The organism is Streptomyces monticola (assembly GCF_042665355.1).
In the GTDB taxonomy this organism is placed as follows: domain Bacteria; phylum Actinomycetota; class Actinomycetes; order Streptomycetales; family Streptomycetaceae; genus Streptomyces; species Streptomyces monticola.
Genome location: NZ_JBHTCF010000014.1, coordinates 1 through 12,266, shown reverse-complemented (window position 1 = coordinate 12,266; position 12,266 = coordinate 1). Strand labels below are relative to the sequence as shown.

The 12,266-nt window shown below is 68.2% G+C and carries 11 protein-coding genes and 2 pseudogenes; 3 read left to right on the top strand and 10 right to left on the bottom strand.

Features of this window, described 5'->3' with window-relative positions; genetic code table 11:
* Positions 1–638 precede the first annotated feature (638 nt).
* The 3 genes from ACFQVC_RS27990 to ACFQVC_RS27980 form a co-directional block, all read right to left on the bottom strand.
* Positions 639–959 (bottom strand): STAS domain-containing protein, encoded by a 321-nt coding sequence (locus ACFQVC_RS27990; RefSeq protein ID WP_381835709.1) that lies wholly within the window; start codon positions 957–959, stop codon positions 639–641.
* 114 nt (positions 960–1,073) lie between these two features.
* Positions 1,074–1,820: a hypothetical protein gene (locus ACFQVC_RS27985; RefSeq protein ID WP_381835707.1), complete on the bottom strand. Its 747-nt coding sequence runs from the start codon at positions 1,818–1,820 to the stop codon at positions 1,074–1,076.
* Positions 1,821–1,959: 139 nt separating this feature from the next.
* Entirely contained in the window at positions 1,960–2,853 is an 894-nt protein-coding gene (locus tag ACFQVC_RS27980) for a helix-turn-helix transcriptional regulator (protein WP_381835705.1), read from the bottom strand.
* A gap of 216 nt (positions 2,854–3,069) precedes the next feature.
* On the opposite strand from ACFQVC_RS27980, the gene ACFQVC_RS27975 reads away from it, so the two are divergent.
* The 3 genes and pseudogenes from ACFQVC_RS27975 to ACFQVC_RS27965 all read left to right on the top strand — a co-directional run bounded on the left by ACFQVC_RS27975 (position 3,070) and on the right by ACFQVC_RS27965 (position 6,010).
* Complete coding sequence (locus tag ACFQVC_RS27975) at positions 3,070–4,047, top strand: aldo/keto reductase (protein WP_381835703.1); 978 nt, start codon at positions 3,070–3,072, stop codon at positions 4,045–4,047.
* Positions 4,048–4,093: 46 nt separating this feature from the next.
* The gene (locus ACFQVC_RS27970; protein ID WP_381835701.1) at positions 4,094–5,122 is read left to right on the top strand and encodes a zinc-binding dehydrogenase; all 1,029 of its coding nucleotides are present in this window, start codon (positions 4,094–4,096) and stop codon (positions 5,120–5,122) included.
* A gap of 35 nt (positions 5,123–5,157) precedes the next feature.
* Positions 5,158–6,010 (top strand): annotated as a pseudogene (locus ACFQVC_RS27965) (aldo/keto reductase).
* 88 nt (positions 6,011–6,098) lie between these two features.
* Here the strand turns inward: ACFQVC_RS27965 and ACFQVC_RS27960 are convergent.
* The 7 genes and pseudogenes from ACFQVC_RS27960 to ACFQVC_RS27930 form a co-directional block, all read right to left on the bottom strand.
* Positions 6,099–6,254 carry a hypothetical protein gene (locus ACFQVC_RS27960; RefSeq protein WP_381835699.1) on the bottom strand — a complete coding sequence of 52 codons (156 nt, stop codon included), beginning with the start codon at positions 6,252–6,254 and terminating at the stop codon, positions 6,099–6,101.
* A 406-nt stretch (positions 6,255–6,660) separates the two neighbouring features.
* The gene (locus ACFQVC_RS27955; RefSeq protein WP_381835697.1) at positions 6,661–8,358 is read right to left on the bottom strand and encodes an alpha-keto acid decarboxylase family protein; all 1,698 of its coding nucleotides are present in this window, start codon (positions 8,356–8,358) and stop codon (positions 6,661–6,663) included.
* 83 nt (positions 8,359–8,441) lie between these two features.
* Positions 8,442–9,587, bottom strand: a complete 1,146-nt coding sequence (locus ACFQVC_RS27950) for a Leu/Phe/Val dehydrogenase (protein WP_381835695.1) — start codon at positions 9,585–9,587, stop codon at positions 8,442–8,444.
* Positions 9,588–10,384: 797 nt separating this feature from the next.
* Positions 10,385–10,708 (bottom strand): annotated as a pseudogene (locus ACFQVC_RS27945) (integrase core domain-containing protein); the annotation flags it as partial.
* A 141-nt stretch (positions 10,709–10,849) separates the two neighbouring features.
* Positions 10,850–11,323: an IS3 family transposase gene (locus ACFQVC_RS27940; protein ID WP_381835691.1), complete on the bottom strand. Its 474-nt coding sequence runs from the start codon at positions 11,321–11,323 to the stop codon at positions 10,850–10,852.
* Positions 11,320–11,637, bottom strand: coding sequence for a transposase (locus tag ACFQVC_RS27935; protein ID WP_381835689.1), 318 nt, complete (start codon positions 11,635–11,637; stop codon positions 11,320–11,322). Before ACFQVC_RS27935 ends, ACFQVC_RS27940 begins: the two co-directional genes overlap by 4 nt.
* Positions 11,638–12,019: 382 nt before the next feature.
* The coding region (locus ACFQVC_RS27930; protein ID WP_381835687.1) for a hypothetical protein at positions 12,020–12,266 on the bottom strand (247 nt) is incomplete at its 5' end.

Below are 12,266 nucleotides of genomic sequence, written 5' to 3'. Positions count from 1 at the left end.
CGCCTCAATCGGTGTCGTTCGCTTCGATGCTCAGCTGGTCAAGTCCAACGCACGCAGACTGGGCCACGGTGACAGCGAGCCTGCCTGTGTGACACCTATCGTGCTTCGGATCAGCCGCACGAACAGCACACCACATGAGACACCCTCTATGAACGGCTCAGCCGAGCAACCCGTCGTGAGCATCCAGTGGCCGCAGTCGGCAGTCGTCTTTGGGCAGCGATTCCTCATGCGGTTCGTCAAGCCGCGACAGCACTGTTCGGGCTGCCCACGGACATCGGGATCGTCTTGGCGAGCCGTCGGGCGAGCTCTGGCCGGGCGGGCAGCTCATCTCCCCGGCTTGGCATGGCTTTTCATCCCCCGGGTGAGGGCTCAGCTGCTTGTGGCGGGACGCTGTCGGTTCCGGTGGCGGGGGAGGGGATGGAGATCGGTGCGGTCGAGTGCCTGGCGATTGGGCGGGACTTGTTGTGGTGAGGGCGGGGCTGCCGGCGGCGTGCTGGAGCGCACTGCGGATGCCGAGCAGGGGTGTGGAGGCCGGCATTGATGCCCCTTTGGATGTCGAGCGGTGCCTGTGGTTGCTCGCGCTTGGGGCTGCGGTTCCGAGTCCCCTTAACAGCGTCTCTGCGGGAGAGCGAAGGCCGTCAGTTCATGGGGAGGAAAGACGCGTCCAGGCGGGTGCATGCCAGCGCTTCGCGGATACTGTCGCTGGTGTCGGACAGCGCGAGACTGCCTCCGGCGTTGCTCAGCGCGTGCCGGATGCCGAGGAGTGTGTAGAGGGTGGCGTGGTCGCACTGGGTGACACCCGACAGGTCCATCCTCACATGTGGTCGGCCCTGCTCGAGCGCGCTGACGGCGATGTCGCACAGCGCGGAGATGTTGGCGGTGTCGAGTTCACCGGTGAGTTCAAGGTGTAGGAAGCAGGCGTCACCGGACGTGTCCTGGTGGATCGTCAAACGGTCCATGAGCGGCTCCACAAGTGCCGACCCCAAGGATGATCCCACCACTGGAACGTCCAGGGTCGGCATGTGGAGCCAGATCACCTGGCGGTGGGTTCCGAAGAAACGCGAGTTGACATGTCAGTGGGCGCCTTGGGTTGGTGCTGCGTAGTCTGCCGCGATGTTGATGGGGACGATGAGCCGGTAGATCTCACGGGCGGCGTATCGCTTGAGGCAGCGGATTATCTCGCGGCGCATCTCACCTTCGGCGAGGCGCCGTCGCAGGTAGTCCTGGAAACGTTCCTGCCAGCGCAGGCGGCCCAGGACGATCCGGTGGACCGCGGCGTTGGACTGGCGGTCTCCGCAGTGGTTGAGCCTGCGGCTCTGGGGCTTGCCGGAGGATGCCTCCACCCTCCACCGGGCTGATGCCACACAGAGCGGCAAAGGGCGCCTCGCTGCCGAGGTGTTCAGGGTTGTCACCGGACGTGAAGAGCAGGGCCGCCGCGCTGTCCGGGCCGGGTCCTGGACGTCGAGCAGGCCCGGTGTACTTGCCTTGATCGCTTCGGCTCTCTGCCTGGTGAGGTTGTTGATCTCCTCCGTCAGTGCTGGATGCGGTGGGCAAGCAGCCGTGGGGTGTCGTGCGACCCCGTCGGCCCGGAGGACCTCCGTCTCCGCCAGCGTGGTGCACTGGTTGAAGAGCTTGAGGTTGCTCGGCCCGGCCAAGGACTCGCGCCGTTCGGTATCGGCGAATACGAGAACGCTCTTGAGCTGGTTGATCGCCTGAGGGCGCGCGCCGCGGCGGCCCGCGCCCTGGGAATCGCCGCGGGCTCCTTCCAGTCCGCCAGCCTCCGCATGCGCCGATGGCAGCAGGCGCCCGGCAACGCACACGCGAACCAGGCCGCACTGCTACGCGTCGCCGACATCGCTATGCGGCACGGCATAGCGCCACGTGGTGGCTCCACGTCCTGACCTGGGAGCGATCGGTGGACGCGCAGGCTGAGCTCCGATGACGGTGCTGGGGCAGCAGTCAGTTTCGGTGAGGTGTGGTGCCGGGCGTCGCGACGGATGGCGTGGTCATGTCGAGCAGGAGCAGCGCATCGTGGTCGGGGCTGCCGGGTTCCGCGGTGTAGACGCCGATGCGCTGACCAGGGGTGCCTTCTACGTGCAGGGACTGCGAGGTGAGGGTGACGGTTCCGACCTGCGGGTGCTTGAACGTCTTGTGGGCGGGCTTGCGGCCGGTCACCTCGTAGCGCTCCCACAGACCTGCGAAGTCGGGGCTCTTGAGGAGGAGTTCGCCCACGAGATTGCTGAGGTCCGGGGCGTCCGGAGCGGTGCCGGCGATGGCGCGCAGGCGGGCGACGCACGCGGTGATCTGCCGGTCCCAGTCGGTGAAGAGGTCGCGGGCCGCGGGGTGCAGGAAGAGGTAGCGTGCCAGATTGCGGTGCCTGATCGGCCAGTCGTCCAGGCCCGTATACAGGGCGAGACCGCCGGGGTTCCAGGCGAGCATGTCCATGCTGCGGCTGATGACGTAGGCCGGGTTCGGGCGCAGGGATTCGAGGAGCAGTTTGAGGTGCGGGCGCACGGCACGGCTGGGCGCGGGCGGGGGCTCGGAGACGTAGCGGGCGGCGCGGGCGGCGAGTTCGCGCAGGTGCTGGTGCTCCTGGTCGTCCATGTGCAGGGCGCGGGCGAGGGAGTCGAGGACGGCGGGGCTGGGGCGGGTCTCCTTGCCGCGTTCCAGGCGCACGTAGTAGTCGATGCTGATGCCGGCGAGGGTGGCCAGCTCCTCGCGGCGTAGCCCGGGGGTGCGGCGGATGCCCGTGCCGATGGTGAGGCCGGCGTGTTCTGGGCTGGTCTGGGTGCGGCGGGCCCGCAGGTAGCGGCCCAGCTCGGCGCCCTCGCTGTGCGCGCTCGTCGATGCCATGACTCCAGTCTCACCCGATGAACACCCGCCACGCAGGGCCGAGGGGGGCCCTGTCATTACCCCTGAAGAGCCCGCCCTGCCACAGAGGCGCGATCCGGGCGAAGGTGAAGGAGCAAGACGCCGGTATCCCGGTCTCTTCCCCGTCAGCTCAGGCGCGATCTGCCGGGCCGGGTGAGAGCGAGGGGCCGGGTACGCCACGGATCGAAAGAGGGCGAGATGCGGTACATCAAGCTGCGTGACCTGGAGGTTTCCCGGATCGGGCTGGGCGCGATGGGTATGTCCCACGGCTACACCGGCTCGGGCACCGATGACGCGGAGTCGATCCGGACCGTGCACCGGGCGCTGGAACTGGGCGTCACGCTCATCGACACGGCCGAGATCTACGGGCCGTACACGAACGAGGAGCTGCTCGGCCGGGCACTGAAGGGGCGCCGGGACAAGGTAGTGCTGGCCACGAAGTTCGGCCTGGTCTCGCACGGCGGCGAGGGCGCCTGGAACCTGGATTCCAGCCCGGCGAACATCCGCACCGCCGTCGAAGGCTCCCTCAAGCGCCTCGGCACCGACCACATCGACCTCTACTACCAGCACCGCGTCGACCCGAACACGCCGATCGAGGAGACCGCTGGCGCCGTGGGGGAGCTGATCGCCGAGGGCAAGGTGCGTGCCTTCGGGCTCTCGGAGGCCGGCCCCGACACGATCCGCCGCGCCCACACGGTGCAGCCGGTCACCGCAGTCCAGTCCGAGTACTCCCTGTTCACTCGCGGGATCGAGGAGAGGGTCCTGCCCGTCCTGCGGGAGCTGAACATCGGCCTGGTGCCGTTCTCCCCGCTGGGCCGCGGTTTCCTGACCGGCACGGTGCGCTCCACCGACGAGTTCGACGAGAACGACTTCCGGCGCGACAACCCGCGCTTCACCGGCGAGAACTTCCAGCGCAATCTGGCGCTCGCCGACGAGGTCAAGGCCCTGGCCGATGAGGCCGGTGCCACGCCCGGTCAGGTGGCGCTGGCCTGGCTGCTCGCCCAGGGCGACGACATCGCCCCGATCCCCGGTACCAAGCGGGTGTCCCGCGTCGAGGAGAACACCGCCGCCGACGCCGTCACGCTGACCGCCGAGCAGCTCGACAGGCTCTCCAGCCTGCCGCCCGCTGCCGGCGCCACCCACACCGAGGCCCAGGCCCGAATGCTCGAACGCTGACAGCCGTCACGACCCCAGCAAAACCCCCGATTGGAGTGGCACCCTCATGCGTGCAGCAGTGATGCACGGAGCCGGCGACGTCCGCGTCGAGGACCGGCCCGACCCGAAGATAGTCCAGCCGGCCGACGCGGTCGTCCGCGTGGTCGCCTCCTGCGTGTGCGGCAGCGACCTGTGGCCCTATGCAGCCATGCCCGCCACCGACACCGGCCGTCCCATGGGCCACGAGTTCCTCGGCGTCGTGGAGGAGACCGGCGCGGACGTGACCGCCCTGAAGTCCGGCGACCTGGTCGTCGCCCCCTTCACCTACAGCGACAACGCCTGCGACTACTGTGCCAAGGGCCTGCACATCTCGTGCCGCAACGGCGGCCGTTATGGCTTCGACGGTGTCGATGGTGGTCAGGGCGAAGCCGTCCGTGTCCCGTACGCGGACGGCACCTTGGTGAAGCTGCCGGTGGCCGCCGACTCTGCGCTGCTGCCCTCCCTGCTGGCACTCTCCGACGTGATGACCACTGGCCACCACGGCGCCGTCACCGCCGGCATCGGCCGCGGTGACACGGTGCTCGTGGTCGGGGACGGCGCGGTCGGCCTGTGCGCGGTCATCGCCGCGCAACGGCTCGGGGCCGAGCGGGTCGTGCTTGCAGGACGCCACTCGGCCCGCACCGACCTGGGCCGCAGGTTCGGTGCCACCGATGTCGTCGCCGAGCGCGGTGAAGAGGGCGTCGCCCGCGTCCACGAACTGACCGGGGGCGTGGACAAGGTGATCGAGGCCGTCGGCACCCGCCAGGCCCTGGACACCGCGCTCGGCGCGGTCCTGGACGGCGGCACCATCAGCCGCCTGGGCGTCCCGCAGTACGAGCAGGGGCCGATCGGCCCGGCCCTCTTCATGCGGAACATCATGCTGACCGGCGGCGCCAGCCCCGCCCGCGCCTACATCGAGCAGCTGCTGCCCGACGTCCTTGACGGCACCATCGCCCCCGGCCTCGTCTTCGACCGGACCTTCCGCCTCGGCCAGACCCCGCACGCCTACCGGGCCATGGCCGACCGCCAGGTCCTCAAGGCCCTCATCCGCCCCTGACCTCCAACTCGCCCGCACCACAAAGGACTTCCCCCATGCGGCACGTGACCTTGAACAACGGTGTCCAGATGCCGCTCCTCGGTTTCGGCGTTTACCAGATCTCCGCCGAGGACACCGAACGCGCCGTCTCCGACGCGCTGGCCGCCGGTGATCGCCTGCTCGACACCGCAGCCGCCTACGGCAACGAAGAAGCGGTAGGCCGCGCCATCAAGTCCAGCTGTATTCGGCGCGAGGACCTGTTCGTCGCCACCAAGCTGTGGGTCCAGGACGCCCCCGCCCAGGACAACGCCCGGCGCGCTTTCGAGACGTCCCTGACCAAGCTGGGCCTGGATCACCTCGACTTGTACCTGATGCACCAGCCATTCGGCGACGTCTGCGGCCAGTGGCGCGCCATGGAAGCCCTCAACCGCGAGGGCACGGCGAAGGCGATCGGCGTCGCCAACTTCTACCCCGACCGCTTGATCGACCTCATCGTCAACAACGAGATCACCCCGGCCGTCAACCAGATCGAGACCCACCCGTTCTTCCAGCGCGCCGACTACCAGGACCTGATGCGCGAGCACGGCGTGCAGATCCAGTCCTGGGGCGGCTTCGCCGAGGGCAAGGACGACCTGTTCATCAACCCGCTACTGGCCGAGATCGGCAAGGAGTACGGCAAGTCCGTCGCCCAGGTCGTGCTGCGCTGGGTCACCCAGCGCGGCGTCATCGCCATCCCCAAGTCCGTACGCGCTGAGCGCATGGCGGAGAACATCGACGTGTTCGACTTCCAGCTCACCGACGAGCAGATGGCCCAGATCGCCTCCCTGGACACCGGAAGCTCTCTGTTCTTCGACCACCACGACCGCCGAGATCGTCACGTGGCTCGCGGGGCGCCGCCTGGACACCTGAGCCGCACCTGTGCCGGTGGGTACGAGGTGAGCGGCGTGAGGTGGGTGTACTTCGGTGACCGTGACTCGGGGATAGCGCTGGATTTCCGTCAGGGTCCGTTCGACGGTGCGGCCTGCCGGCTCGTGCAGTGGAAGCGGGCTCCGAACCGTAGGGCGACAAGGCAGCGCCCCACGATGGCGAGCAGATCGGTCCCGAGGAGATCTACCTGCACGATCTGGAACTCGGGTAAGGGCTCCATGGTCACGCTCTCAGGGTCCCAGAGCGGTTGACGAGTCTCACGCGTCTCCTCGCCACCTGGCGCCCGCGTGCGCCGTGCCGCCCAGGTGCTGCACCGTGCGCCCGCTCCTACGCTGACGTGTAGGTACTCGTGGACGACGTCATCTCCCTGAGTCGTGACCGGGTCGGTCGGAGTCTCAGGAGCGTGTCATTTCCTCGGCTCTCGTGTCTCATGCGAGTCGACCGTAACGTGCACCGCCGCGCGTGCCGCCGTTCGGTCGAGTTCGCTATGTCTCAGGGGACGTTGAGGACGATCTTTCCGTGGGCCTGGTGGGAACGGAGCCTCGTGCTCAGGCCGCCGCGGGACCGGCCCAAGGCGCGGGTGGCTCACCGGCCCGGGGCCGTTCCGTCGGGAGCGCAGGCCGCAGGCGGCGTCATGTCGGCCCGCGGCGAGCCGTGTCGAGATCTCTCGTCAGGGAGGTCAGCAGCGGCGGGGTGTCGAACCGGTCCAGGTGGACCTCGATGAGGGAGGCGCGGCCTTGCTCTTGACCCTCGGTTCGCGCCTGCCGCAGCGCCGAGCGCAGCTCGTCGGGGGTGCGGACGGTGAGCGTGAGCGCGTGTTCCTGGCCGCCGAGGGCGGCGGGCAGGGACGTCCATTGCCAGGGGACGATGTCGTGGTAGTCGGAGTCGGGTTCGCGGATCGCCCGTTCGACGGTGTATCCCGCGTTGTTCAGGAGCAGGATCACGGGAGTCAGCCGGCGGTGGAGGATGGTGCCGAGTTCTTGGACGGTGAGTTGGGCGGCGCCGTCGCCGATGATGAGGAGGGCGGGGCGCTCCGGTTGTGCCAATTGACTGCCGAGCAGTGCCGGCAGGGTGTAGCCGATGGATGACCACGTGGGCTGGCCCTGCAGTGAGCACCCTGGCGGCAGGGCCAGGGCTGCCGCGCCGTAGAAGGCTGTGCCGACGTCGGCGAGTACGTAGGTGTCGGGTGCGATCCAGTCCTGCACCGCGGACCACAGGGCGTCCTGGGTGAGAGGCCGGTCATCGTCGTCGGATGCGTGACGGGGCCTGGGGCGTTGTGTGGTGGAGGACACGGGCCGTGGGGACTCGCGGCGCTCGTCCACAGCGTCGGCCAGGGCCGACATCGCGTCGTCGAGTTCGATCCCCTCGTAAGTGGTCCCGCCCAGACGGGCTCGGTGCAGGTCGAGGAAAACGGCCTGGTCGCTTCCGATGCTGTGGCTGAACAACCCGGTGACCATGTCGCTCAGGACCGCCCCCGCCACGATCAGATGGGGGCTCTTCTCCACTGCCTGCCGGGTGTGTTCGGACGGTGTCATGACGCCGCAGTAAGTTCCGGCAGCTGCTGGGTGGTTCTCGTCGAGGATGCCTTTGCCGGCGGTCAGGGCAGCGACCGTGACTCGCCCGGTGTCGGCGATTCGGCGGACGGTGGGCTGCAGGCCGCGCCGTTCCAGAAGGTTCCCGGCAAGGAGTGTGACCTCGTCATCGTCGGCGGCGAGCCGGGCGCGCAGGTCCCGGCCGAATGCGGCGAGGGACTGCTGGTCGCTGTGGCGCCGTGGCAGCGGGAGGCGCAGCGGCGAGGAGGGTACGAGGGTGTGCACCAGGTCGGTGGGCACGCTGAGATACACCGGCTGTAGGTTGTCGAGCGCGGTGGTCAGCGCACGGTCGATCTGTGTGTGCGCGGCGGAAGGGGTGAGGATCTCCGCGCTTGCGGTGACCTCCTGGTAGGCGCGCAAGAAGTGCTGGAAGTCCCCGTCCGCGAGCGTGTGATGAACCATCGCCCCCCGCCGGGCCACGGCGCTGTCGGGGGAGCCGGTGAGCTGGAGCACGGGGACCGACTCGGCGAAACTGCCTGCGATCGCGTTGATCGCGCTGAGTTCACCGACGCCGTAGGTGGTGACAACTACGCCCAGGCCGCGGACCCTGGCGTAGCCGTCTGCGGCGTACCCCGCGTTGAGTTCGTTGGCGGCCCCCACCCACTGCAGGGTGGAATCGGCGAGCAGCGCATCCAGGAGGCCGAGGTTGTAGTCGCCGGGGAGCCCGAACAGATGGTCCACGCCGAGCTGTTGGAGTCGCAGTGCGAGGTAGGTGGCGACGGGGATGTGATCGGGCACCGGAGGAACCGCACACGATTGGTGCGGGTGATGGGCGTGCTGAGACATGCGGTCAGCCTCGTCTGTCTCGAAGGTGCTCGTGGTCAGAGAGAGGACTTGAGGGCGCCGCGGAGATGGCCGCGGTCGAGGAAGAGTGGTGCGTCGTGTTCGGCGGCCAGTGCGATGCGCTGCCGGGCGATGCGGTCGGCGGCCGTGGTCGGCGGCACGCCCTCGGCAGCTGCCTGACCGAAGATCTCGGTGGTCGTGTCGAAGATCTCGGCGACCTTGGCCTTGGTCTTGTCGAAGGACTCGCCGCTTCGCTCCGCGGAGACCTGAATCACTCCGCCGGCGTTCACGACGTAGTCAGGGGCATAGAGGATTCCGCGGCGCTGCAGCAGGTCCGCCACATCCGGCCTGGCCAGCTGGTTGTTGGCCGCTCCGCACACCACCGACGCGGACATGCGGGAGACCGTCCGGTAGTTGAGCGCTGCGCTCATCGCGCAGGGGGCGTAGATGTCCAGTGGCCTGGTGATGAGCGTGTCGGTGTGGGGGGCGGCCTCGATGCCGGGATGAGCGCGGCGTACGCGGTCGACGGCGTCCTCGCGGGGGTCTGTCACGACCACGGTGGCCCCTGCGGCAGTCAGGTGCTCCGCCAGGCGTCGTCCCACCTTGCCGACTCCGGCGATGCCGACGCGCCGGGCGTGGAGCGAGGGGGAGCCCCAGCGGGACTGGGCACAGGCTCGCATGGCCTGGAACACACCGTATGCGGTCAGGATCGAGGAGTCCCCGGATCCGCCGAGCTCCGCGGAGCGGCCCAGGGTGTACGCGCACTGGGAGCCCACCACATCCATGTCGGCACTCTGGGTGCCCACGTCACAAGCGGTGATGTAGCGGCCCGACAGTGACTGGACGAAGCGGCCGTATGCGGACAGCAGTTCCTCGGACTTGGTTCCGCCGTCAGCAGCGGGCCGGGGGTCCCCGATGACGACGGCCTTCCCGCCGCCGAAGTCGACGCCTGCCAGGGCGTTCTTGTAACTCATGCCGCGCGACAGATCGAGCACGTCCTTGACGGCGTCGCCCTCGCTGGCGTACGGGTGGAAGCGGGTGCCGCCGAGGGCGGGACCGAGCGCTGTGGAGTGGATGGCGATCACGGCTTTGAGACCGGTGCGTTGGTCACGGCACCACACCACCTGTTCGTGGTCGTTGCCGGATTCGCTGATCGTGTCGGCTGCCCGGGTGAGCATGGCCATGAAGGACCTCCTGTCGGGGCTGACCGTCGGGGCGGTGAAGACCCGGCGGCGTATGGGGCGATCACCGTCCGTGCGCCCCTGAGGGTGTGAGCGGCGCCGAAGCGGTGGCGGGGGTGTCCCACCAGTGAAGCGGCGGCGCGCCGACGGCAGGGCCATCGGCCGAGCTGACGTCGTTGAAGGTGTTGAGAGGCATTAACCTCCCGTCATGTACAACGTGTTGAAAGCACGTCAAGGACCTTCCCGCCGTGCGGGCCGGCTGCGCTGCGGTCCACCCACCTCGGGATGCGCGCGGCAGCGGGCGAATCCGTTGCGCGGCTTCTGCTCAGCGCGGTCCACGCCGGCCGAGCGAAGTCCTGTCCGGGCCTGCGTGAACTCCCGCCAGCGTTCGCACGCCCCTCTACATGGCCGCCCGTAACGTCTGCTGTGACGAGGGGGTGCAGCTCACGCCCCGGCTTCGCGCATGGGCATTGGAGCGCGGCACAACCGTCTACAACCCCGGACCAGCCGCATCGGCACGGCCGGGCAAGAAGTACCTGCTGGAGCTGACGAACGCCCGCCTCCTGGTGCTCCCTGACCAGGGCGTCCACGCCAAAGGATCAGCCTCAGTTCTCCACTGATCTCCACTGAGCGTCGTGGCGGTCCGTTCGCACGCCTCAGTCGAGCGCCCGACCTGCCCGCCCATGGGGCTGAGGGGCTTCCAACCTGGTGTGGCTGCCCGCGGGTTGGATGTTCCTGCACAACGTTGACTTCTCTCCCTGTCAAGCCCCGGGTTTTGTGGACGGTGGGATAGCTGGGTTTCAGGGGGTCAGTGAGGCGCCGGTTGTTGCGTGGTGGGCCTCGACTTCGGCGGGCGGGAGGTGGCCGAGTTCTCTGTGGAGCCTTCGCTGGTTGAACCAGTCGATGTACTCGGTGACGGCGATCTCGACGTCGTTGATGCCGGTCCAGGAGCCGCGGTTGCGGATCAGCTCGGCTTTGAACAGGCTGTTGAACGCCTCGGCGAGGGCGTTGTCGTATGAATCTCCTCGAGATCCGACCGAGGCGACCGCGGCTGCCTCCTCGAGGCGCTCGGTGTAGCGAATCGCTCGATATTGAACGCCGTGATCGGAGTGATGGACCAGGCCGGCCTCGATGCGCTCCTCGACCGGCTCGCCGAGGTCCCCACTCCCGCCGGACCCACCCCACGCGAGATGTCTCCGCCGAGCACCGCCACCCTGCTGCCGATCATCGAAGTCCGACAAGGCGGCAAATGACAAACCCGCAGGTCACAGATTCCACAGAAAGGCCGTGTAGACCCAGCCGGAGAACGTCTTGATGTAGGTGATGTCCGCGACCCACAGCTGATTCGGTGCGGTGGCGGTGAGCTGCCGCTCGACCAGGTCGGCGGGCTGGTCGGTCTCGGGAGCGGGCTTGGTGGTGCGCGGGCTTTTGGCCCGGATCACTCCGCGCAGTCCGGCCCGAGGCATGAGGCGTTCAACGGTGCAGCGGGCCGTCTCTTTTCCATCACGGACTAGGGCGGCGTGGACTGTCCGGGCCCCGTAGACGCCGTAGTTGTCGGTGTGGATGCGGTGTATCTCCTCGGTGAGGTGCTCGTCGCGCCGGCTGTGGGCCGACGGCGGGCGGGTGTGGGCGGTGTAGTAGGTGCTCGGCGCGATCGGCGTGTCCGTCTCGGCGTGGACGTCGCAGATCGGCTGGACGTCGAACAGGTTCTTGTGCTGGTCGATGTAGGCGACCTTCATCGCAGTGGACGGTCCAGCTCCGCGGCGAAGAAAGCCGAGGCGGACTTCAATATCGCGTTCGCCTGCCGCAGTTCCTTCACCTCCCGCTCCAACTCCGCGGTCCGGGAGGCCTCTGCACTGGTGGTCCCGGGCACGACGTCCTCGTCGATCTCGGCCCGTTTCATCCACCCCCGCAAAGCCTCAGGGTGCACGTCCAGCTGGTCGGCGACGCGCTTGATCGCCCCAGCCCTGCCGGCCGGGTCCTTGCGGGCCTCGACCGCCAGACACGTCGCGCGTTCACGCAGCTCGTCGGGGTACTTACGGGGAGCAGCCATGATCGGCATCCTTCCGGGTCTTGATGATCTCCATCAAACCCGGGGCGATTCAGCCATCGGCCCGCCGGATGACACTGCCCTTCCATACGACCGGGCCGCCACTGTCGTGGAGGTCCTGCGGTATCACCTCGACTCCAGCTGTCTGATCGCACGCGCCAGCGAGGACCTCCTGTCTGATCTCACGGGCGGCTGGCTGCTGGATCCTGCCTTGACTCCGCAGCGGCCCGCGCCGCGCACTCGGACCTGCTCTTTGCGATGCCAGTAAGAGCCGATTCGCTTGAGGGAGATAAATTCGTTGAAGTTACTTTTCCCGTATTTCGGAGCGAAAATCAGGACAGGGAAATAATCAACTCTCGGACTTCAAAAGGAAGCTGATGGCACGTCAGATCTCAAGAGGACCCGAATACCCGTCCCGGTGAAGATCAGGCGAGGCAGGCCGCATCCCGCCCCGCAGCCAGCCCCAGAAATTCGCGGAGCGAATTTCTGCAGGCCGAATTGCGGAGCAATTCGAGCCGCGGACAACGGAGTTGGCCGCACCGGCGACGGAGTCGCCGGCCAGCCGCGCGGAGCGCGGCGTCTCTTCCGCCGCGTAGCGGCGGCGCGTCGTGTCTGCGGAGCAGACCGCGCGC